This window comes from Imperialibacter roseus, assembly GCF_032999765.1.
Taxonomy (GTDB): Bacteria; Bacteroidota; Bacteroidia; order Cytophagales; family Cyclobacteriaceae; genus Imperialibacter; species Imperialibacter roseus.
Genome location: NZ_CP136051.1, coordinates 2,635,416 through 2,657,142 on the forward strand (window position 1 = coordinate 2,635,416; position 21,727 = coordinate 2,657,142).

The following is a 21,727-nucleotide window of genomic DNA, read 5'->3' on the forward strand; positions in this document are numbered from 1 at the left end:
TGTTGATGTACACCGTTTAATTTGCCAACTGCTCTATGCATGAATGAACTGCTCAAAGAAGCCATTTAATAGTGGTTTCTTTACGTCAGTAAAACCTTATCAAATGAATTTGAGATCGTTACCCTGTTTTCTCTTAGCATTGATACTTGTGACATCTTGCTCCCAAAGTCCCGTGTTCAAAAGGTACGAGACGGTATTCAAAATAGGCGATCAACAAGGGTGGGCTGCAAAAAGCTGGAATGATGAAGACTGGAAAAGTGGAAGGTTTGTAGTGGATGGCGGTCGGGTTTTCTGGTCCCGAACTAAAATTGACATTTTGAAGGCTCCGGAATCATTGCATCCATACGGTCTTCAGCTACATGCATATGGTGAGTATGAGGTTTTTTGGGATGGCGTTTTGATTGGGAAAAATGGAAACCCCGGTCAAGAAGAACTGCTTGGGCCTGAAGGTAAAATGTGGGCTACTTTTAGCATTCCTACTCACCTGACGGAAGCGGGAGAACATTTATTGGCCTTGCGATCGAGTCTCCATTCTTTCCCAAATCACACAAGAATAGAAGAGTTGGACATCGCTTATTATGATGATTTATTAACCGACAGGCTCATCGAATCTTCCTATATGCATCTGTTTGCAGGAGCCTTTCTCATCGCCGCATTCTATTTTCTTTTTCTGTTTCTGAGTGACAAAAAAGAGTATGCAATGCTAATTTTTAGTATAAGCTGCTTTCTCTTTTTTCTCCTGATATTGGCGGAGTTCATTAAAGCCTATGTGCCCATCCATTACAGTCTGCATGTCGTACGTTTACAGGTCATAGGCATTCTGATGCTCGGTATTTCTTTTTTGATTCCGTTCTATTTTTCCATGCAGTTTCCTTTCCCTAAGCGAAAATTGCTGCTGATCATCTATGCCGGAATTCTATTGTTCATTTTCCTGACAAAATATGATTACTTCGAATTGACGGCCAATAATATGGCTTTAAGCATGTGGCTTTTTTCTTTTGGGATAGCGGTGTTTGGAGGTTACAGAAAAATGAAAGGCGCCCGCCTCGTGCTGCTGGCGCTACTATTATCCGTGCTTATAAGTTTTGTCGCTTCCTTTAACAAAAGCCTGTTCGGAGGCTTCAGTCTTATTCTCCTCAGCATGTTCTATTTGCTTTCTCTCCGAATCAAAGAACAACGGCTGGCTTATGAAACTTCGCTGGTTCAATCCACACGTCTGCGGCTCGAATTACTAAAGAAGAATATTCAACCTCATTTTCTAATGAATACCCTGACCTCATTAATAGATTGGGTGGAAGAATCTCCCAAAAAAGGAGTTTTGTTCATAGAAGCCCTGGCCAAAGAATTTGATTTATTTAATCAGATAGAAGATCAAACACTGATCCCTATTGCTCAAGAAATAGCCCTTTGCCGTGCGCATATTGAGGTTATGACGTACAGGAAAGAGGTCAACTATTTCTGGGAGGAAGAAGGCATAGACCCTGAACAAAAAATACCACCTGCCATTCTTCACACGCTATTGGAAAATGGCATTACGCACAGCTTGCCTCTGGAAGATAATAGCGTCAAATTTAAGTTGGTATTTGAGTCGAACAGTGAGTGCAGGTGTTTTACCTTTTTTACGTTTGCTGCTGGTGCGAGGCAAGCATCGGAAGATAGAGATGAAGGCACAGGGCTGAAATACATCAAGGCTCGATTGACAGAAAGTTATCATTCGAATTGGGATTTTACCTCTGAGCCAACAAATCATGGTTGGAAGAACGTCCTAAAAATATACTCATAAAGGGATGAATGTTTTAATCGTTGAAGATGAGTCAAGAATTGCCAAAAGAATTGAAAGGATGACCCGTGACATTCTTGGCAATGACTTACACTTTCTCACCCATATTAACACACTCCATGAGGCATTGAAATTTATTGAAAATAGCTCATTGGATTTCGTTCTCCTGGATTTGAATCTTAATGGCGAAAGTGGTTTTGACCTCCTGACGACGGCGGTTTCGGAGTCGTTTCATACCATCGTAATTTCAGCCTACCAAGACCAGGCAATTACGGCTTTTGAATATGGAGTGTTAGATTTTGTACCTAAGCCCTTTAACAGAGGTCGGTTGGAGCAAGCTTTCAACCGTGCCATCACCAAAGAAAAAACAGCGGCGAATAAGGTTAGGTTTCTAGCAGTAAAAAAAAGACAAAGGATACAGCTGATTCCCATTGAAGATTTACTTTTTATTAAAGGAGCAGGAGTCTATACGGAACTCTTTCTGACAGACGGAACAAAAGAACTGCATGATAAATCACTCGAAAAGCTGGAACAGCTATTATCGCCTACTTTTGAACGTGTCCACAAATCATACTTACTGAAGGTGTCTGAGGTAAGGGAAATTATTGTGAAGCCTGGCAGCAAATATATGGCCGAGCTTAAAAATGGGGCACTTATCCCTATTGGAAGAACTAAATACAGAGACATAAAGGCGAAGTGGCTTTAAACACCTTGTTGATACGGAAAGAAAACCCCCTAACCAATTCTCCGGCATCTAGTGACATATACCATGGATTGGGGATATTGGAATCTCTTTCAATTTGTTGACAAGAAACCAAGAACAGTGGTATATATTTCTATACATTCAATCGCTGCATGTCAGTGGATCACAACTGGAAATATTTTGTAGTTTCCTGAACCAGATCTCAATACTTCAACACCCAAACGCCTTCTCCAAACGCACTGGCCGATGAGGTAGCGGCTACGGCTTCGTCCCACGTGGGATAATCGCCCACAGACACACGGTGGAATAGCTTGTTGGTGCCGGAAGGGTTAATTATTTTCAAGCTGTTTCCTTCTTTGGCCAGTTTGTTGGCATAGTCCATGGCCAGGTCGCCATCCACACTGCTTGAAACGACCACGTAGAAGCGTCCCGTTGGTGAAGCAACAGTTTCAATTGTTCCGGGTGTTTGCTTGGCGGCTAATTCATCCAGTTTGGCTCTTACCAGCGCCAATTGATCCTTTGCATATTGCTGATCTGGTAAAAGAGAGGCCGCTTCAGCATAAAGGGAATGCGCCGTCTCCCAATTCTCTTCTGCAAATGCCACATCGGCATTTTTTATCAACTCTTCGTATTTAACTTTCTTCTGAGCCTCCAGCTCCTGTCTTTTTTTCTCGGCCTCTTCTTTGGCTATTTGTTCCAAACGAGCCTTTTCTTTTGCCTCTTGTTGAGGCTTATACATAAACAGGTAATACCCGCCCGCCAATACCACCAGCACTAGCGCCAGGATGATAATCACGCCTGCGGTCTTGCTGCTTCCGTTAGAATTCTCAGCCATTGGTCAATAACTTTAAGTTGAAGGTTATACAATGATAAATAAATTGGAGTTAATTCCCCTCATTGTCCTACTGTTGCGTCAGTAAATCACCTTATGCAGCTCTTTTTTCTTATTTTTAAAAGGTTTTTCAACTGTATTTGGCTATTTAAACTTGCTGTTCTGCCATCACTTAAAAAGCATCGGAGCCATTACATACAGGCTTCGTCTCCAGCTTTGGAATTCATGGGCTGTGTTGGGCGACACGTAAAAATGTGTTTTTAGGCCCGCTGCCGTAACTGCCGCAGTGTTTTCTTTAGGATCGCCCCAGGGCCCTCTGCGGGGATTGTCCAACTCCCGGCTACCATAGCTGACAAACAATAGCTTGACATTTTTCTTAAAATCCGGCGATTTCTCCAAATCCTCCATGCTGATGCTGCCACCGCTCAAAAGTCCCACGTAGGAGAACACACCCGGATTAGCCAGCGTAATGGTGCGGGTTTCCATACCGCCCATCGACAAGCCAGCCATGGCACGGTGGGCCGGATCGGCCTGGGTAAGGTAATTGGCATCCACATAAGGGATTAGCTCATCCAGCAATACGGTTTGGAAGGGCGTGATATCGAAGCTGCTCAACTGTCCGAACTTTACCTCGTTCGTCATCCCGTAGGTCATCACAATCAGGAAGGGCTGCGTTTTTCCGGCGGCAATCAGATTGTCCATGATGAGGTTGGCGTGGCCCTGGTTGCTCCAGGCGGTTTCGTCCTCTCCCCAACCGTGTTGCAGGTAGAGGACAGGGTATTTTTTAGATCGGTCCTTTCCGTAGCCCGGAGGCGTATACACAAAGGCCCTTCTGGAGGTTTGGGTACTTTTGGAAGGGAAAAGAATTTGCTCCACCTTGCCGTGCGGAACGTCCTTCAAGGCATAGATGTCCTGGTCGGCAGCGGGAATTTCAATCCCACTTTCCCACCTCACTGACCCATAGAAATTCAGTGTGCCGGGGTCGTTAAATGTGCCGCCGTCTACATTAAGATGATAGTAATGAAAGCCTTCGTCGAGAGGTCCCTCGGTAGTGCCCTCCCATATGCCGTCTGCTCCTTTGGTAAGAGCGGTTCCCCCTCTTCCACCAAGGCCGAGGCTTACGTGCACCTTCTGAGCGTCGGGTGCTTCAATACGAAACCGTACATAGCCCTGAGAGTTGACTTGCGGATACTCTTTTCCGGGCTGATTGAGAACTGAGGGCTTGAAATCCTCTTTTACCGGAGGTGGGTTCTCACTTTGTGCAGATGCCAGTGTGCTGGCAAATGCCAGGAGCAGCGAAAGAATGAGTCTTGATTTTTTCATGGCTAGTTTAATAGGTTTTTAGGTGTGTAGAAGCGCTTTCATGCCCCTTCAATAATGAAATTAGTGATTTAAATCATCATTTCTTAATAATAATTGTTGATTTGACACTTTTAATTTCAAGTGTTGGCTAGTCGCTGGAATGGTCACTCACTATTGCTCACGTGGTGGGTGTTAGCTACCTGGAATTGCGCTTTGATTCTTGCTTGTAATTCATGTAAACGTTAAATGCCCATAGCACCCAGGTAAGGCTGACGAGGAAATACCCGGTATTGGAGATGGCCTCAAGTGTGTAATAGTCTCTATATCCCACAAGAAAGAGGATGGTGCTTATGAGCAATGGGATACTTGCGATGAACCCAAAAACCTGAATCCATTTCCTAAATGCTGCATAGGAGGCAATCAGCAACAAAGAGGGGAAATATAAAAAATTGGAGCTGATGGTAATGCGGTAAAAGCCCTGGTAGTCTTCCACTGAGGCCACATCCGTGATCTCAAACAGACTCATGAATGAAATTCCAAAAGAAATTGCCTGGGCTGTAAAACCAGCTGCTGCCAGAATTTGTCCCTCTTCTTCTGCCTTCATGGCAATCACTGTGAGGCCAATCAACAAAAACGCTCCTGACAATTGAATGATAATAACAGTGTTTTCGGGGTAAACAGGAAACTCTCCGCTAAAATCTGGAGGGTGAAAAATGGCTGAAAACATTTGCAACAGAAACGCCCCGGTAAAGCCAGTGATCATTGTCAGGGTAATGAGCCATTCGTTTCGTTCTGTCACAGACTTTTCCATCAATAAATATAGAAAAGTTCATGGGTCAATTTCAAGACCTTTGGTAAGGTGCGGCGCCCTCTACCCTCTTTCAATTGCGGGATGCCATCAGTGGCTCCATTACCTCTCGGTACTGCTCCTCATAAAATAACAAAGGCGCTTTGAGTTTCTTTATAGCCGCTTCCAAGTTGGTGAAGTTAGACTGTGGGATATGTACCGGTATTTTGTACAGCCTGGGATCGTTTTTCTCAAATGGGCATTTCACCTTCGATTGATACAAGTAAGGGATTAACGTGGTGTTGCAGTTGAGGGCCAGCCGGTCGACCGTGTACTTCTCTAAAAGGTCGGTCAAAGTCAAATTGATCTTCTCAAAAAACTCAATTGTTTCAGCCAACCTCACTCTCGAACCAGCCCGGGATTTCCCTTTCTTTTTCAGGTACTTGATCTGACTGAAGCCCTGCTTCTTGCGGGTCATGTAGGCCCCAAACGATGTGTGATACATGTTCTCCCCACCACGCATCAGGCTGATGGTGGCATAGCCCGACTCCATACTTATGTACAGCACCCGGGCCTCGCTTGTAATGATGGACAGGTCGTCGTTCAGCACAAGATGAAGTGGCAGTCGGATGCTACCCACTGGGTTCAGGTCAGCATCCTTTAATACGATAGCGTGTTTTTTGAAATGATACTCATGTGCCGGAAAATGCTGCCTCACGAGCGTGCAGAGCTGCCCGATGGGTAAGTGGAACAAGTTGGCACTAAGTTGATTTATCAATGGAAGTAGCTGGTAATAATGAGTTTTATATCAATTACTTAAAAACTTCAAATGATCAAGCATCCGCTCTTTGATTATGTTCACTATTCGCTTATTGATGGCGTTGCTCATGGCGCTGTAACGCTCATATTCCTGTAAGGTAAACTGGCCAATAATCACTCCCCGTAGTTCGCTTCTCAGCGCATGGTCTTGTTCAAAGCATGAGTTTACGTAATGGAGCTTCTTTTCCGTGTTTAACAAGGAAAAATCAGGCTTCTTGGTGGCAATATACCGCTTCGTGCAGGCGATGAGCAAATCATGCTTCATTTTGATAACTGGTCTTACTACAGTATTTTGAAACGCTTCTTCCTCACTGGTTTCAGAGGTCACTTTTGCCTTCGGTATCGCTGGTCTTTTTGTCATGCATCGAAAAACAAGAAATCGCTTCTACTTGTTCATAACTGCCATAGAATAAGCGGGAGCGTCTATAACATCACCTGACAGTTACATGAATGCATTTCGTTTGACTTTCAAGGAGTACATAACACTTGCCTTCCTCCTGTAGCTTGATTAATTCACGCAATAATAGATTTCGCAGGCGGTAGGAATAAACTGGTGTGCTATTGCCTCTCTCAAAAAAGCGTGTTTGGGCAATGTCAAAAGTTCGGCCATAATAATGGGACGAGTTATTGGCCGTGGCGTTGAGGTTGTTTTTGCGTAGCGATTTTTGGTCCTCGACGGTTCGCAATATGGAGGTGACGGAAAACCGATACTCTGTCATTTCCAGTTCTTCGAGTCGGTCGCAAAACCTTTCACCTATAAGGTTTAGAAACTCTGCAGCGGATGGCTGCAGGTAAGGTAATGAGTTTGTTAAATGGGGAATTTCATAGTACTTGTTGTCGGTTATTTCATGGAGTTTGTAACGGCTACCAAACGCTTTAGCGTCTGATTTATGTTCGGCTTTTGATGCCAAAGGCTTTGTCAGGCCTTTTGCTTTTGCTACTTCAAGGTGATAATCGTTGATGTAACGGTGTACTGCCCTATTTTCTTCTTTTGAAAGCACCGCAACGGGCACCATGTCTTCAGTTTTACCTTTTGATACCGGGTAAAGCACCTTGAATAGCAGCAACATAGTACCTATTACTGCTCCCGTTGCTACAAGGATTTTACGAATACTATACCTCACTCCTTTTTGACCGGCGTCAGGGTTGCCTCGGGAAGGAGACGGAAAATTCCCATTTCTATTCATTTCCAGACCACTGTTAATGCTGCGAAGTGAATAATATAACTCGACTTTTCATTGAAATGGAGCATATTTAAATCTCTCCCGGTGGCTGCCTTCACTCGTGTAGAAAATGGGACGGTATAAAAAGATCGGATCTGAATGATCAATAGAAATTGGCTATCTTGACCAACTTTCCCGGATGCAAAATAACAATTGTTCTTCCTTTAGTTTCAATGATTTGTTCTTCTTTAAAATCACGGAGTAACCGGACAAGAGTTTCAATAGCTGTTCCCACAATGTTAGCCAAATCTTCCCGCAAAATAGTGATCTCAACTGGGCCATCCTGGGAATCGTCGCCTCTATATTTTTCCTTCAACATCAATAATGAGAGAGCCAGCCTTTCTCTAACCGTCTTTTGGGCGAAGACCGTTGTACTATGTATGAATACAGTAAATTCATGGCTCAAACTTTTAAGCAACTTTTGGCTGAGTTGTTTGGATCGGTCTATAAGCATCAAAAAAACATCTTTTGGAATAAACGCTAAAGTCGAATCCTCAAGAGTTTCTGCAAAATCAGGATAGGGCTCCTCACTTAGCAAAGAGTGGTATCCCAATGCCTCGCCACTGTTACAGATGTAAAAAATGTGCTGTTTTCCATCATCCCCAGTGGTGTATTTTTTCACCTTGCCCTTATTGAGTAAATAGACTCCTGTTGGCGTCATACCGGCTCTGAAAATGACCTGTCCTTTTTTGTATATATGGCTAATCATTTTTGATTCAAGCAATACTTTTTCTTCCGCAGACAGGCCCTCGATAAGAAAGTCGCCACCAAGGTGATATTTGTTATAAATGATTTCTCTATACATACTTTTCACAGGAAAACACAAAAATAGCCCAGGTTGCCTGTTGCTACAAAAATTGACATAAATCAATTTTTGACCACTAACTCACTCAATGAAAAAGTTAAAACTAAGCCTGAAGTTTGCACTGACTAAAAACCAGTAGTGGATCAGAAACCTTATGAACTACCCGCAGCAAGCGGACGAGGGCGTCACGTTGGGTTTGGGTCGCAAATCAAGGATCGGGGAATTTGATCACAATATGACTAAATAATGCCAAAAATACAGACAGAAGCCATACTGGAATGTCCCTCATGTCATTCAAAATATCGGGTACAAATGCCTCAAAGAGGCAAGCATCTTAATAGCCGGTGCGTTTTCTGTGGAGAAGTATACTCCATAAAGAGTGAAGATGAATGCTGTGTTTATTGTCAATACAGCAACCTGTTATGCCCTGCAAAACAAAAAATAAACTCGAAAAATAAATGAATACACCAAAAGAGCTACCTCACCCTAAAGCGCATGGAGAAAGCCTGAATGGGTGAATAAAGATTCGTACAGGGAGAGTGGATGTAACACAACCTTCAGAGGCGACACATTACAAATTATTAATCGAAGTACAAACGATGGTCATTGATTCACTAAAGCTAAATGCTAATGTTGCTGATAGCGAATTTGACAAAATTTATCCTTATTCGGTTCGTCAGAAGTCAAAAGTTCACTGGACTCCCGTGAAAGTTGCAGAGGCGGCAGCAAGCCTTTTGGTAGACAGGCCGGGTATTAAAGTTCTGGATATCGGATCAGGTGCAGGTAAGTTTTGTCTGGTGGGGGCTGTCGTAACCAACGGAATATTTACGGGTATCGAGCAGCGAAAATACCTTGTTGATGTTTCCAATTCGCTATTTAATAATTATGGATTATCTAACGCCCAGGCAATCCATGCCAATATTCTTTCTGTTGATTTCAAGCAGTATGATGCTTTTTATTTCTACAATCCTTTTATGGAAAATCTATGCATTCACCAGCGCATTGACGATACGGTAAGACTATCAGTGGACCATTATAAAAGATACTTAAGATATATACATCATCAACTTACAGAATTACCACTTGGAACAAAGGTAGTTACTTACTGTTCCAACGGAATGAAAATTCCTTTAAGCTACCGAAAAGAGAGAACATACATGGACGGGTCACTGGATTTATGGATCAAAAATAGCCCTCATGATAACCATTGAAGAATTAGTAACCCTGGGTGTGAAAAAATTAAGAAAATTTGGCTACACCCATGTAAACGAACAAAACATTCTCACAGATGAAGTATACCGGGTCTTCTTTGAAAAGATATTAAAAGAACGGCTTGAAAAAAATAAGGAAGAGCAAGAAGACATAAGTCATCTCCTGGAGAAAATAACTTTTAATTCCAGCAACATTTCACCTCCATAGTCGAAGGAAAAGCCACCATACATTTCTCGTGATTCAAGTACTACAAAACGCTGCCTGATAAGCAGAGCGAGGATCAGCACAATTGATATGCAAAAAAGAATGACATGAAAATTATCGATAAAATAAAAACACGTCTTGGTCCCCTGGGTGATCATGCTCATTATGCACATGGCTATTTCACATATCCAAAACTGGAAGGTGATATAAGTAACAAAATGACCTTCAATGGACAAGAAAAATTAGTCTGGAGCCTCAACAATTACTTAGGATTGGCGAATCATCCTGAAGTAAGAAAAGCAGACAGTGAAGGCGCCAGATTGTATGGACTTGCCTACCCTATGGGCGCACGCATGATGAGTGGAAACAGTAAACTGCATGAAGAGTTTGAAAAACAAGTAGCAGCTTATGTCCGGAAAGAAGATGCCTTTTTATTGAATTATGGTTATCAGGGTATGCTATCTATCATCGATAGCCTGGTTGATCGTCATGATATAATTGTATATGATGCGGAATCACACGCTTGCATTATTGATGGTATGAGATTACATCTCGGAAAGCGATTTGTTTTTAAACACAATGATGTTGACGATTGTCGAAAGCAACTAGTTCGAGCGCAAAACATCGTTGAACAAACAGGAGGCGCTATACTACTCATCACTGAGGGAGTATTTGGAATGCGTGGCGACCAGGGTAAACTGAAAGAAATTACCGATCTAAAAGAACAGTTTGATTTTACGTTATTGGTTGATGATGCGCATGGAATAGGGTGCATGGGTAAAACCGGAGCTGGAACAGGTGAGGAACAGGGCGTTCAGGATAAGATAGATTTCTATTTTGCGACTTTTGCAAAATCATTTGCTGGTATCGGGGCCTTTGTGGCAAGTACTAAAGAAGCCATTCTCTTCTTAAAATATAATATGCGTTCGCAGATTTATGCAAAGGCACTGCCAATGCCTATGGTATATGGTGCATTGAAGCGACTTGATCTAATACTGACTCAACCTGAATTACGAGATAAACTTTGGCAAGTCACACATGCATTACAAGAGGGCTTAACGAGCGCCGGTTTTGATATCGGGAATACAAACTCACCAGTGACCCCTGTGTATCTGAATGGAAGCATAGCTGAAGCAACTGCACTGGTAAGTGATCTTCGTGAAAATCACCAATTGTTCTGTTCTATGGTGGTTTACCCAGTGGTACCTAAAGGAATGATCATTTTAAGACTTATTCCTACGGCTGTTCACACCTTAGAAGATGTAAAAAAGACCATTGGAGTATTTAAGGAAATCAGAGCGAATCTTATTTCAGGTAAGTACAAATAGAGATGGATGAGGTATCAGTCTTACAAGTTACATGCCATGAAGACAATTTACTCATGGTAAAAACAGCTCATTGGGGTAAGATGACCCGAAGATACGCCGGTACAACTGTTTACCTCATCGGGCAATTAACTGAACAAACTATATGGTGTAAATAAGTAAAAAATTTCAATAAATTCCCAGAGAATTTAGAACATGTCCGAGTTGTGGTCGCCCTATGGGTATTCATTCGGAAATGAATTATATACAACCCGTTACAATTGTCTATGATTTTATTGCTAGTTATTCTAGTGCCTTTAGTAGGTGTTTTGGCTGTTCCGGTCAAAGCTTCCAATAGAATGCTTTACTACTTGATATTATCGTCTTTGGCGTTAATAAACATCACCCTGTTATCATTCCATATTGCTACGAATGAAGTGCTCCATATCTATGGTTTTATTTATTTCTTCCTGGACAAGTTTAGTTGGTTTTTTGCGCTCCTCATTAATGTAATGTGGTTAATTACAACAATATATTCGTACTCTTTCACGGCCTATCATTTTCAAGATAAAACGAAAAAGTTTTTCATCTTTTTCAATATTGTTGTGAGTGTGTTGCTTGCGAACGTGTTAGCTGGAAATGCACCCACTATGTTTCTATTCTATATTTTGGGAGTCCCCCTAACCTATCCACTAATTACCATACGAGCAAATACGAAAGAAATAGGCCGGTATTATGTATTGAACATTTTGCTACCTGCATTTTTAATGTTCTTACCAGCTATCTTCATCGTGTATGAAATTACAGGAGAATTTAATTTTTTTGAAGAACCTAATACTGCACTGCAAGACTATCCGGTAATAGCTGCTGTATGTTTGGTTCTATTCGTTTTAGGGATTTCTAAGAATTCTGTAATTCCATTTCATACCTGGCTACCTAAAACAATGATAGCACCCGCACCTGTTAGCGCATTCATTCATTCTATCGCTGCGGTTAAGTCAGGAGCTATAGTTTTAACAAAAACAGCGGTCTACATTTATGGACTTGAATTTCTTCAAACACTTACATCTAATTTCTGGACGGGCGGATGGCTAATATATTTATGCGGTATAACGGCTGTTTACACTTCCTTTAAAGCTTTAAGGGCAAATGACTTAAAAGTGCGCTTTTCCTATTCAACAATTGGGCAAATATCCTACATTCTCATCGCAATACTAATTGCTACACCTACAGCAATTGTTGCGGCTATGCTTCATATCATAACCCACTCTATCGCTAAATCAGGATTATTTTATGTTGCTGGTACTTACAATAGCTTGTACAAGACTTTAATGACCAATGATATAGCAAAAATAGCTCCTCATACAAAGTGGTTGGCAGTTGCAGTCGCTATATTTGGGGCCTCCATAACGGGATTTCCTTTTTTAGCCGGATTCCATAGCAAAGATATGATGCTGTTAGAAGAGCTTCATACCGGGCATTATGCAGCAGCAGGTTTTCTTCTTTTTGGGAGCATCGTCAACGTTTTATATATCTGGCCCATTGTAAAAAGTGCTTTTTTCTACAAAGAAAAGCTGCCAATAGAAACACACCCCATACCAATTGGAATGAAGGTTGCAATTATTATTTGCTCAGTAATAACTGTATCATTTTCAGCCTACAGCTTTTACATTATTGATTACTTCAAAATTTGACAAATAAACAGGATTAGCATTGCCATCACTACTTCGGCATTGAATCCTTTACCACCGGTCATCTCAGAAACCAAGAAGAAAGCCCTGGTAAATTGGCAGCAGAGAGGTAAGTCTGTCTTTGATACCTGTGTGAATTATGATAAGGGGAAATCTCCTGTCACAGAGGGGGCTCTTAAGCATACCTGAGTAATTGATTTGTAAGAATCGATTGATAGACAGAATTGGATATGTGCCTCATCAAAGAGAACTCGGATTAAGCCGCCAGGAATCTGGTTCTCTCCCCGGTAAAAGTCACCGTTAGCTCATGCATGGCCCTGGTGCATGCCACATACAACAGGTTACGATCCGATTCTGACTGATAGTGTTCAGCCGAAGCAAAGGGCACAATCACTTCGTCAAATTCCAGCCCTTTGGCCAGAGGAATAGTGGCAATCACCACACCTTCTTTAAAATGGGTGCTCTCCTCTGTGAGTAAATACACATTGGAACCTTCGAGCAGTGAATGGACTTTTTTGGCTTGCGTCGGCGTTTTACACAAGATGGCCAGCATCTGGTGATTGGAATGGCTGAATTGTTCTACCAATCGCCGGAGCTCTTCGTCTTCCTCATCTGTTGTGTGAAAACCCTTCACTTCCGGCACCAGCCCATGCCGCTCCATGGCTATCAGTTCCGGATTGGCTTTGATATGGAGTGCGAAGTGGGTAATCTCCCACGTGGAGCGGTAGCTCTGGTGGAGTTTCACTATGTCAGCCTGAGGAAAAACCTTTTCAATATCCGTCGCCGAAGAACTGTAAAGATTCACCGCCTGGCTGGTGTCTCCCAGGATGGTCTTTTTCGCAGGGAACAGCCTCAACAAGACCGCATACTGAATCGGTGTATAGTCCTGCATTTCATCCACCACCAGGTGTTTCACGTGATGGTAAGGCTCCATGCCCTCCAGCCTGATCTTGCAATAAATCAGGGGAAACACGTCGGCATATTCCAGCACATTGCCCGGCATTTCGAACAGGTCGTCCCGGTGGAGCCACTGGTAAAAACCTCGGTAGAGTTCCAGTACGGTCGCTCGTTCCGAAGCGCCCACCAGCGCCTCCCGAATCTGCGATTTTTCAGCCCCCGACAACTTGCGACCCAGGGCAGTGCGCACATACTGCTGCACTTCACTGGCGACCTCAGGCATGCGGTTCAGCAGGGGTAGCCGTTGAAGTGCTCTAAACTTTTCCTGCACAAAGGCGGCCGGCACGGTCACACGCCCTACCTGTATAGTGGCCGCCGAAAACCAGTGGTTCTCCAGGTGTACAAAGTATCGGTTCAAGTCCCGGACAAAATCGGCGGTCGATTTGAATTGCAAACGCTCAAGAAACGATGGATCCTGAGCATTGATAGTAGTGAAAACCTGTTGCAGGAATGTCTGAAAGCGGAATCTGTTGTCCAGCAGGTCTCCGGCCAGCTCCTCCATCCCAATCTCGGGGATATTGGCCTCGCCCAGCTCCGGCAACACATTGGAAATATAATCAGCAAACACCTTGTTGGGCGAAATGATGAGGATGTCGGAAGACCTGATCTCGTCTTTGAAGCGGTACAACAAAAAGGCAATCCGGTGGATGGCGATGGATGTTTTGCCAGATCCTGCCACTCCCTGAATGATGAGCACCGGCGACGTTTCGTTGCGGATGATGGCATTTTGATCACGCTGGATGGTGGCTACAATGTTCTTCATCTTGTCGTCCGACGACAGCCTCAGTTCCTTTTGCAGCACGTCGTCCTGGATATTGACCGAATTCTCAATCATGTATTCCATCCTGCCCTGGCGAATTCGGTATTGCCGCCTCAGTTCAATACGGCCGTTCACCTTGCCCGCTGGAGTTTGGTACCAGGCTTCACCCAGCTCAAAGTCGTAAAACATGGACGACACGGGGGCACGCCAGTCGTAGATAGGATAAGCGCTCGAGTCCTGAGGAATGAACGAGTGCACGCCTATGTAAATCGGCAGGCACTTCGGCAAACTACCGATGGCCCCTTCACGAGTAAAGTCAATCCGTCCGAAATAAGGCGACTCGCTGAGCTTGGTGATTTTGCGTCTGGCTTCAATGCCCACCTGCCCCTGAAAGGCAAAGCGCTTATGCGATTGTCCGGCAGAGACGAGGTCTGCTTCATCCATACCCGAGCGCTGGTCGTAGAGGTAGCGTTGCTCCTCCCGGAATTCTTTGGAGAACCGTTTGGTTTCGCTGTTAATCTCCCGGAGTGCCCACTCCAGTTGCTGCAAAATGAGGTCGAGGTAGCTTCGCTCCTCTTCTTCGGTCACATGAATGGCCTTTGGATTTGTCGATTCAGATGGTGCTATGGCGATGATATTTTGGTGAAAAGGGTTCCAATATATCCACCGTTTTCCATTCAGCCATGGCTAAAAAAATAAATCCAAACTAAAGTCAAATCGTGGCACTTTTCGAAAAAGCATTCCGTTATACTCACGGCAAGCGGATAGGTTTTTGTCTCCCATTAGCACAATTTCCCTCTGAAAATCGACTTGAAGCCAGTTAACTCACGATCACCTTATCGTGTGCGACGCTTTCGTAAAAATGATGGATGTCGAACATTTGCTGGGCACCAAACTTTTGCCCTGCCTGGCTAAAAGCGTATAAACTCAATGCCACAAAGAAGAGCCCCGGAATGCTCCACAAAATCGACGCATCCCTACCCAAACTCCAGAGGCTGGCGCCCCACATGCCGAGGAAAAGTGCCAGGATACCAATGGCCACGTAGCCGAAAAAGAAAAATGCCCAAATAGTTGGATTGGGGCCGTACAAGCCTCTTACTGTGACGTCGCTCCCCTCCTGATCAAATGACAGATGCAGTTGTGGGGACCAAATGTGCCGTTGGCCAGGGTTAATCTTGATATACAGATGATCAGGAAAGTGTGTGAAAGTGAATTGTTTGTTCTGCTCCAGCGCAGCACAAATAGTACTCTCCAGCTCGTGTTTCTGGACGGCTTCAACACGGTGCTTGAATCGGGGTCTTATCCTAAAACTTGACATAAAGGAAAGTTAAGTGGTAATCCCAATGCCCGCAATGACTTCTGTCAGTTGGAGAGCTCAATACTCCACCACCACCTCGTCGATAAACAAATGCGAGGGATTGCCGGCACTTTCGTGAGAAGGTGGCAGCCTGCCTCCAGTTTTGGCCTTTACCTTTACGTAGCGGGCCTTTACGTTGACCGCCGCCCCTAAAAACTGTACTTCAGCAGCACTCATCTCTTTCGGAACGGTGTTTTTGACAGCGGTGAGCGGAGTGAATATCTTCCCGTCGTTGCTCGTTTCGAAGGTTACCGATTCGGGATACACAATCCAGGGGCTCACGTCCTGCAACACATGCACCGCCACCCGTTTGATTGGGCGCTCAGTTTTGAGGTCGACCACTGCTTCAAAGTCCTGGTCGTAGTAGCTCTGCCACTGCCCTGCTTTCCAATTTTCCGTCCCAATGATGCCATCTATCAATGCTCCATTTCCTCCAGCAGTGTACATGGGATATACCTCACTGAGTACCTCGATGGTTTTGTCGTTGGGGAGCAGGTAGAACTGCTGCGCCACGGTAGGCGAGTTCACAGCCCCTCGCTTGACATAAGCTTCCACTTTTGCTGTCTCTTTCACCCAAAAGGGCGTTGTGTATTTTTTAAGTCGGCTGCCATTGAGCGAATAGAAAATTTCCGCTCCTTCAGTCATCGACATGATATCTACCTGAAGCGAATCCTGGAATTTGAAGTTGTCCATATTGAAATAGGGTACCGCCACAAAATCGCCTTCAGCAATGGCCGTGTATGGCATCTGCCCCTCCAATGTGCCTAATTGCTTGTTGGGTTTGTCGGTCATTTCAAATGTGAGGTTACCGCCGTTGGCCAGGTCTTCATGATTGAAGTATGTCTGGCTCCTTGCTTTACCGTTCAGTGTTATCTTATTGATATAGATGTTTTTATCAGACACCAAAGGAGCACTTACGGTAAAGGTCTTACCATTTTCCAGGTGGATTTTCACTTCGTTGAACAAAGGTGTTCCTATCGCATAAACCCCACTACCGGGTGTGACCGGGTAAAAACCCATGGCACTGAAGACAAACCAGGCCGACATCTGCCCACAGTCTTCGTTGCCAATCAGTCCGTCGGGCTGGTTGGGATAAAATTCCGTGCTGATCTGATGCACCAGCTCCTGCGTACGCCAGGGTTTTCCCACGTAGTCGAACAGGTAGGCCATGTGATGGCTGGGTTCATTACCGTGGGCATACTGGCCAATAAGTCCCGTTACGTCGCTTTGGTCACGGCCACTGAGCCCTTCGCTGGTGGTGAACAATTCCTCCAGCTTCTCGGCCGTCTTCTCTTTTCCCCCATAGAGTTTTATTAACCCGCTTAAGTCTTGCTGGGCCGTAAACGAATAGTGCCAGGCATTGCCCTCGGTATAGAAGTTATTGACTTCACTGGCTTGAAATGGTGCGTACCAAAAGCCCTGCACTTTGCCCCTGATGAACCGGTTGTTGTAGTCAAAAAGGTTCTTGTAGTTTTGGGCACGCAGCAGGTAGGTCTCGCTGATGTCCTTTTTACCCAGCCAGTTGGCCATCTGAGCAATGCACCAATCGTCGTAGGCGTATTCCACTGTTTTGGAAGCACTTTCATGATCGACATCGTTGCTTACATAGCCCTGCCGGATGTACTGCCTGTGGCCAAACCTGTCGCTTTCGGCGTAGTCGGTCATGGCGGCCAAAGCCAGGCCAGCGTCAAATCCTCTAATACCTTTCTGGTAGGCATCGGCAATCACTGGAACCGAGTGATAACCGATCATGCAAAACGTTTCGTTGCCACTCAGCTCCCATACAGGAAGCATGCCGCCCTGCTGGTATTGCGTGAGGAACGTATTGATCCAATCGGTAGTGCGGGTACGATTGATGATGGTGTGCAGCGGGTGCAAGGCCCGGTGAGTGTCCCAGAGGGAAAAAACGCTGTAATAGGTACCCTTTTCTATTGTGTGTACTTTCAAATCGGTGCCACGGTAGTCGCCGTTCACGTCGGTGTAGGTATTGGGGCTGAGGCTGGCATGGTACAAAGCGGTATAAAAGGCAACTTGCTGGTCGTGGGTGCCACCTTTTATGTCAATTTTGCTCAGCTCCCTGTTCCAGGCAGTATGCGCCGCTTTTTTCACTCCTTCAAAATCAAACCCAGGTATTTCTGCATCGAGGTTGAGTAAGGCATTTTCCATGCTCACTCCCGAAATGCCAATCTTCATCGCCAGCTTTTTGTCCGATTTCAAATCGAAACTGAAATAAGATTTGACGTTCAATCCGTCGGCAGTTTTTAGCCCGCTTGTCAAGGTGTCGTTGAGGGCAATGCCGTAGTTTTTGATTGGCTTGTCGAATTTGATATGAAAATACACCACCTGATTCTCGGCCCAGCTTTTGCTGCGGCGCATGCCTCTGACTTCATAGTCGTTGACGATCTCCATTGACGATTCCAGCACCACATCCCGGTGCTTGAGATCCAATAAAATTTTGCCCTCGCCGGCTTTCTCAAACGTGTACTCATGCATTCCCGACCGTGTGGTTGTGGTCAGACGTGCCAAAATGTTGTGTTTTTTCAGCAAAACCTCATAATACCCCGGTTCGGCTTTTTCCTCGCTGTGGGAAAATGGTGAGCGATACTCGCTGTTGTTCCAATGAACGTCGCCTGTAAAAGGCATAACGAGTATGTCGCAATAGTCGGGAATGCCAGTGCCACTCAGGTGAGTGTGCGAAAAGCCGTACATCAGCGAGTCGGAATAGTGATAGCCGCCACATCCATCCCATCCTTCAAGTCTGGTATCGGGGCTGAGCTGCACCATACCAAAGGGCATGCTGGCGCCGGGATAAGTATGTCCGTGGCCGCCCGTGCCTATGAAGGGATTGACCAGGGAGGCATTGTTGGTTTGGGCCGCTAAGCTGGCCACCTGTGCAAAAAGAAGAAAGGCTATAAAAGATAATTTGTGGTGCATTAGGTGATGCTCTTCAAGGGTAAAATCAGGGGTGTAAAGGTAAGGAATTGCGTGGGAAAAGTAGTTTGTCACTTGTTGCTACTCCACGATGGTGATGAGGTTATCACATGCAATCTGAAAACGCTCTTCGCAATAATTTCTAAGCCACCTTCGATTCCGAATACAAATCATAGGCCGCTATTAGCGATTCGTTGCTGCTTGCGCCGGGATATCTTTCGTAGGTCTGTATTTTCTCCCGGGCCTCGGCATATACTGGCAGATACTTCGAGTCCAGTTCGTCCCAAATGATGAGCATATAGGTATAACTCAGCTTGCTGTTGCGGCCGGCTTCCAACCAATCGTTAAAAACTTGTTCGTCAAGTGTTGTAGGGAAATCTGAGCCGTGAAACATAGAGGAAGGAGAATGGTTTGTGTGAATTTTCACGCAAGTTAAGGAGCCACTCTGGTTCACCAAAACAGCCCCTTCTTTTAAACCGTACGCTACACTGCCTGAAGCTTTTCCCAGGGGCCAGTGATAGCGACTGTTTCGCCATTTTCCTGGATATTGACAAAGAGCGTTTTGCCTGAAGGTGAAAAAACGGCACCGGTCAGTTCAGATTTTGAGCTCCGGTTCACGGCAAACTGGCGCAGCTCTCCATCTTTGCTGATGAGGTGCATGCGGTTGAGCTCACCGTTGTCTTCGCAAACTAAAACTTCTCCCCAGGGAGCAATGGTCACATTGTCGCACATGTGCAGCACCGTTTTGTCTTCTGATTCAGCGAACAACACGAGCTCCTCTTTTTCAATGTCATATCGGAATATTTGCCCAAAATTTTTGGGGCCACCATTGGTGCAGGCAAAGTAGATTTGCCCGTCGGCATGCCACATGCCCTCACCCCGGGCAAAACAGGCCGCTCCCGCTTCAAATCCTCTGATCCTGAGGTCGTCGAGCGGAGAATCTACTTCGTCCACATCCTGCCATACCACAGGGTAACCTACCCCCTGCTCTACACCTCGCTCCTTCCAGTTTCTGGTGTCTAGTTTGGGTCGATTACCTACCGCCAACGCCTGAAGCTTTCCTCCCTTATGCAGGTCTTCGGGGTTTTCGGGAATAAAACGATAGATAAGGCTATCCGATGCATCTTCGGTTTGATAAATGATACCCGTTTGCGGATCTACCGCTACGGCTTCGTGGTTGAAACGGCCCATGGCTTTAATAGGTCGTGGTTCAACCAGCCCGGGAGCATCAGCAGGTATATCAAACACATAGCCATGGTCTTTTTCGATGTTTTCGCCATCGGCCCTGGTGGTGTCCTCCTCACAGGTAAGCCAGCTATTCCATGGGGTGACTCCCCCCGCACAGTTGCGGTAGGTGCCTGCAAGGCTCATGAATTCTTCAACTACCACTTCCTTTTCTTCATCGTAGATCAATGTGGTTGTGCCACCAAGCCCGGGAAGCTCGCCTTTTCCTGCATCATAAAGTTTTGAGCTATCAATCGTGCCCAACAACTCTCTTTCAACTCCAAAAGGACTGTTTTCCAACGGGGCAGGGCTGTTTTCATGGTTGCGGATAATGACAACTTTGCCATCAGCTCGTGTAAATGCGCCCATCCCATCGGCCCTGCCGGGAACCCGAAGGCCGTCGTTCATTGTTTTGCCCGCTTTGGAAATGACTTTGTAGGAGAAGCCTTCCGGCAAATCCAGGTATTTCTCCGGGTCGGCTTTTAATGGCAAAACGGTTGATTCGGTGGTGTCCCGCCCCTTTTGCACGCATCTGGACAAGGACAAAAAACCAAGAGATACTACTGAGGTTTGGTAAAGGAAAGTGCGGCGTTTCACTGGCTTGAGAGTTTAGTTAAAGGTTATAAAGTTAATAGGATTTGTTCCCGAAGGGTATTTAAACATTTGCATTATGGCAGATCGCATGTTGATGAATTTGTCAACACAGGATTGCATCGCTGATACCTGCCATCAACAAAAATAATCTCAAAATCTTTGCCAGGGCTCAGCGACTTCAGGTAATAGTCGGTAGTGATCACCTGCGCTCCAGACCGAGTGGCTGCTTCAAACCTGGTCTTGTCTCCAGTACGTGCCTCCCTGGTGTCGGCATCTGACCGGGTGCGAACCATAAATCCCTGTTTCACCCGTTCTGTTATCTCTTTTTCCTGCCCGATGGGGTCATTCATGATGAAAAAAGCAGCGTGTGGGTTGGCGAGGTCGGTATTCGAAAACATGGGTCGTGTATAGGCTTGATCACCTTCCAGGTACAGGTCTGTCAGCTCCTTTCCGGCATCAAATACGAAAAGTATCTTTCCTCTCACCTTCGCCAGGTCGGGCCATCCTTTGTCAATAATTGCTTTTCGTAACGTTGCTTGCTTCCCTTTAACCTGTTTCGGGGTAACTAGTTCGCTGTCATTAAAAACCTCAAGAATCTCCCCATCCAGGGCATCCAGTACTTTTCTGTCAAAAGGTAGGACTTCTGCAAAACCAGGCCTCTCCAGCCCTGTGGTCTTTGGATTGATGGTAATGATGATGGGCAAGTGATCGCTGTGAGCTCTTGACCATTCACGGATATCAGACAGACATCCCATGAAAGTGGCGCAATGACTCCTGAAGTCGATGTCAGGCACATGAAGTACTTTGAAACCCGGCTTGTTCATGGCCTCCGTTTTGTAAGGTGCAGGCTCCAGTCCCATGGAGGTAAGCATTTCCAGTCCTTTCGGATGCGAGAATCGCCCTCCTTCCGGGTCATACACGACATCGATTTCCAGGCTTCTCAGGCCCAGATCGAGTTGGTTGGTTATAGAAATGTGTTCATAGGCCAAACCTTTTGCTTCCGGATTTTGGGATACGATCAGATCCATCAATGGCTTCTCGATACCGATTTTGTAACTATTGTGGCTGCCAATAACTTGCGTCTGGTTCATTTTGAGCTCCTGAGCTTTTATGGAGACAAATGACAAGCAAATGGCTACAGTTAAAATAAGGAATTTATGTAAGGGTTTCATAGGCGTTGGATGAGGTAAAAAAGGTCGAAAGCTTTAGCTCCCGACCTTTAATCAATACACTATTTTGTTA

General features: G+C 45.1%; 20 protein-coding genes. 7 read left to right on the forward strand and 13 right to left on the reverse strand.

Going from position 1 to position 21,727, the window contains the following annotated elements; translation table 11 throughout:
- Nucleotides 1–172 precede the first annotated feature (172 nt).
- Together RT717_RS10940 and RT717_RS10945 are read left to right on the forward strand one after the other, a co-directional pair.
- Complete coding sequence (locus RT717_RS10940) at nt 173–1,783, forward strand: histidine kinase (protein ID WP_317491772.1); 1,611 nt, start codon at nt 173–175, stop codon at nt 1,781–1,783.
- A 4-nt stretch (nt 1,784–1,787) separates the two neighbouring features.
- Complete coding sequence (locus RT717_RS10945; RefSeq protein ID WP_317491773.1) at nt 1,788–2,486, forward strand: LytR/AlgR family response regulator transcription factor; 699 nt, start codon at nt 1,788–1,790, stop codon at nt 2,484–2,486.
- A 199-nt stretch (nt 2,487–2,685) separates the two neighbouring features.
- On the opposite strand, the gene RT717_RS10950 is transcribed toward RT717_RS10945, so the two are convergent.
- The 7 genes from RT717_RS10950 to RT717_RS10980 all read right to left on the reverse strand — a co-directional run bounded on the left by RT717_RS10950 (nt 2,686) and on the right by RT717_RS10980 (nt 8,251).
- On the reverse strand, nt 2,686–3,318 hold the full coding sequence (locus RT717_RS10950) for an SPOR domain-containing protein (RefSeq protein WP_317491774.1): 633 nt from the start codon (nt 3,316–3,318) through the stop codon (nt 2,686–2,688).
- Between the two features lie 165 nt (nt 3,319–3,483).
- Nucleotides 3,484–4,638 carry an alpha/beta hydrolase gene (locus tag RT717_RS10955; RefSeq protein WP_317491775.1) on the reverse strand — a complete coding sequence of 385 codons (1,155 nt, stop codon included), beginning with the start codon at nt 4,636–4,638 and terminating at the stop codon, nt 3,484–3,486.
- Nucleotides 4,639–4,813: 175 nt separating this feature from the next.
- Nucleotides 4,814–5,428: a hypothetical protein gene (locus tag RT717_RS10960; RefSeq protein ID WP_317491776.1), complete on the reverse strand. Its 615-nt coding sequence runs from the start codon at nt 5,426–5,428 to the stop codon at nt 4,814–4,816.
- Between the two features lie 70 nt (nt 5,429–5,498).
- Entirely contained in the window at nt 5,499–6,182 is a 684-nt protein-coding gene (locus tag RT717_RS10965) for a hypothetical protein (protein ID WP_317491777.1), read from the reverse strand.
- A gap of 30 nt (nt 6,183–6,212) precedes the next feature.
- Nucleotides 6,213–6,584 (reverse strand): hypothetical protein, encoded by a 372-nt coding sequence (locus RT717_RS10970; protein ID WP_317491778.1) that lies wholly within the window; start codon nt 6,582–6,584, stop codon nt 6,213–6,215.
- A 70-nt stretch (nt 6,585–6,654) separates the two neighbouring features.
- Nucleotides 6,655–7,410: a DUF5715 family protein gene (locus tag RT717_RS10975; protein ID WP_317491779.1), complete on the reverse strand. Its 756-nt coding sequence runs from the start codon at nt 7,408–7,410 to the stop codon at nt 6,655–6,657.
- A gap of 139 nt (nt 7,411–7,549) precedes the next feature.
- Nucleotides 7,550–8,251, reverse strand: coding sequence for a Crp/Fnr family transcriptional regulator (locus RT717_RS10980; protein ID WP_317491780.1), 702 nt, complete (start codon nt 8,249–8,251; stop codon nt 7,550–7,552).
- A gap of 246 nt (nt 8,252–8,497) precedes the next feature.
- Here RT717_RS10980 and RT717_RS28500 point away from each other — a divergent pair, with 246 nt between their 5' ends.
- The 5 genes from RT717_RS28500 (at nt 8,498) to RT717_RS11000 (ending at nt 12,665) form a co-directional block, all read left to right on the forward strand.
- Nucleotides 8,498–8,713 (forward strand): GDCCVxC domain-containing (seleno)protein, encoded by a 216-nt coding sequence (locus RT717_RS28500; RefSeq protein ID WP_394854129.1) that lies wholly within the window; start codon nt 8,498–8,500, stop codon nt 8,711–8,713.
- A 77-nt stretch (nt 8,714–8,790) separates the two neighbouring features.
- Complete coding sequence (locus tag RT717_RS10985) at nt 8,791–9,462, forward strand: methyltransferase domain-containing protein (RefSeq protein ID WP_317491781.1); 672 nt, start codon at nt 8,791–8,793, stop codon at nt 9,460–9,462.
- Complete coding sequence (locus RT717_RS10990) at nt 9,449–9,670, forward strand: hypothetical protein (protein WP_317491782.1); 222 nt, start codon at nt 9,449–9,451, stop codon at nt 9,668–9,670. Before RT717_RS10985 ends, RT717_RS10990 begins: the two co-directional genes overlap by 14 nt.
- A 104-nt stretch (nt 9,671–9,774) precedes the next feature.
- On the forward strand, nt 9,775–10,995 hold the full coding sequence (locus RT717_RS10995; RefSeq protein WP_317491783.1) for an aminotransferase class I/II-fold pyridoxal phosphate-dependent enzyme: 1,221 nt from the start codon (nt 9,775–9,777) through the stop codon (nt 10,993–10,995).
- A 263-nt stretch (nt 10,996–11,258) separates the two neighbouring features.
- A complete protein-coding gene (locus RT717_RS11000) occupies nt 11,259–12,665 on the forward strand; it encodes a complex I subunit 5 family protein (protein ID WP_317491784.1) in 1,407 nt (468 codons plus the stop codon).
- Nucleotides 12,666–12,918: 253 nt separating this feature from the next.
- Here the strand turns inward: RT717_RS11000 and RT717_RS11005 are convergent, their stop codons facing one another.
- The 6 genes from RT717_RS11005 to RT717_RS11030 form a co-directional block, all read right to left on the reverse strand.
- On the reverse strand, nt 12,919–14,967 hold the full coding sequence (locus tag RT717_RS11005) for a HelD family protein (protein WP_317491785.1): 2,049 nt from the start codon (nt 14,965–14,967) through the stop codon (nt 12,919–12,921).
- A gap of 232 nt (nt 14,968–15,199) precedes the next feature.
- Nucleotides 15,200–15,697: a hypothetical protein gene (locus tag RT717_RS11010; protein WP_317491786.1), complete on the reverse strand. Its 498-nt coding sequence runs from the start codon at nt 15,695–15,697 to the stop codon at nt 15,200–15,202.
- Between the two features lie 57 nt (nt 15,698–15,754).
- Nucleotides 15,755–18,670, reverse strand: coding sequence for a GH92 family glycosyl hydrolase (locus RT717_RS11015; RefSeq protein ID WP_317491787.1), 2,916 nt, complete (start codon nt 18,668–18,670; stop codon nt 15,755–15,757).
- 139 nt (nt 18,671–18,809) lie between these two features.
- Nucleotides 18,810–19,061 carry a hypothetical protein gene (locus RT717_RS11020; protein WP_317491788.1) on the reverse strand — a complete coding sequence of 84 codons (252 nt, stop codon included), beginning with the start codon at nt 19,059–19,061 and terminating at the stop codon, nt 18,810–18,812.
- An 89-nt stretch (nt 19,062–19,150) separates the two neighbouring features.
- Nucleotides 19,151–20,488 (reverse strand): alkaline phosphatase PhoX, encoded by a 1,338-nt coding sequence (locus RT717_RS11025; protein WP_317491789.1) that lies wholly within the window; start codon nt 20,486–20,488, stop codon nt 19,151–19,153.
- A 71-nt stretch (nt 20,489–20,559) separates the two neighbouring features.
- Nucleotides 20,560–21,576, reverse strand: a complete 1,017-nt coding sequence (locus RT717_RS11030; protein WP_317491790.1) for a phosphatidylinositol-specific phospholipase C1-like protein — start codon at nt 21,574–21,576, stop codon at nt 20,560–20,562.
- Nucleotides 21,577–21,727: the final 151 nt, after the last annotated feature.

Excerpts from the sequence above, each read along its gene's own strand:
- RT717_RS10945 (WP_317491773.1), top strand. The coding sequence starts at position 1,788 with ATGAATGTTTTAATCGTTGAAGATGAGTCAAGAATTGCCAAAAGAATT.
- RT717_RS10950 (WP_317491774.1), bottom strand. The coding sequence starts at position 3,318 with ATGGCTGAGAATTCTAACGGAAGCAGCAAGACCGCAGGCGTGATTATC.
- RT717_RS10955 (WP_317491775.1), bottom strand. The coding sequence starts at position 4,638 with ATGAAAAAATCAAGACTCATTCTTTCGCTGCTCCTGGCATTTGCCAGC.
- RT717_RS10960 (WP_317491776.1), bottom strand. The coding sequence starts at position 5,428 with ATGGAAAAGTCTGTGACAGAACGAAACGAATGGCTCATTACCCTGACA.
- RT717_RS10970 (WP_317491778.1), bottom strand. The coding sequence starts at position 6,584 with ATGACAAAAAGACCAGCGATACCGAAGGCAAAAGTGACCTCTGAAACC.
- RT717_RS10975 (WP_317491779.1), bottom strand. The coding sequence starts at position 7,410 with ATGAATAGAAATGGGAATTTTCCGTCTCCTTCCCGAGGCAACCCTGAC.
- RT717_RS10980 (WP_317491780.1), bottom strand. The coding sequence starts at position 8,251 with ATGTATAGAGAAATCATTTATAACAAATATCACCTTGGTGGCGACTTT.
- RT717_RS28500 (WP_394854129.1), top strand. The coding sequence starts at position 8,498 with ATGCCAAAAATACAGACAGAAGCCATACTGGAATGTCCCTCATGTCAT.
- RT717_RS10990 (WP_317491782.1), top strand. The coding sequence starts at position 9,449 with ATGATAACCATTGAAGAATTAGTAACCCTGGGTGTGAAAAAATTAAGA.
- RT717_RS10995 (WP_317491783.1), top strand. The coding sequence starts at position 9,775 with ATGAAAATTATCGATAAAATAAAAACACGTCTTGGTCCCCTGGGTGAT.
- RT717_RS11000 (WP_317491784.1), top strand. The coding sequence starts at position 11,259 with ATGATTTTATTGCTAGTTATTCTAGTGCCTTTAGTAGGTGTTTTGGCT.
- RT717_RS11010 (WP_317491786.1), bottom strand. The coding sequence starts at position 15,697 with ATGTCAAGTTTTAGGATAAGACCCCGATTCAAGCACCGTGTTGAAGCC.
- RT717_RS11015 (WP_317491787.1), bottom strand. The coding sequence starts at position 18,670 with ATGCACCACAAATTATCTTTTATAGCCTTTCTTCTTTTTGCACAGGTG.
- RT717_RS11020 (WP_317491788.1), bottom strand. The coding sequence starts at position 19,061 with ATGTTTCACGGCTCAGATTTCCCTACAACACTTGACGAACAAGTTTTT.
- RT717_RS11030 (WP_317491790.1), bottom strand. The coding sequence starts at position 21,576 with ATGAACCAGACGCAAGTTATTGGCAGCCACAATAGTTACAAAATCGGT.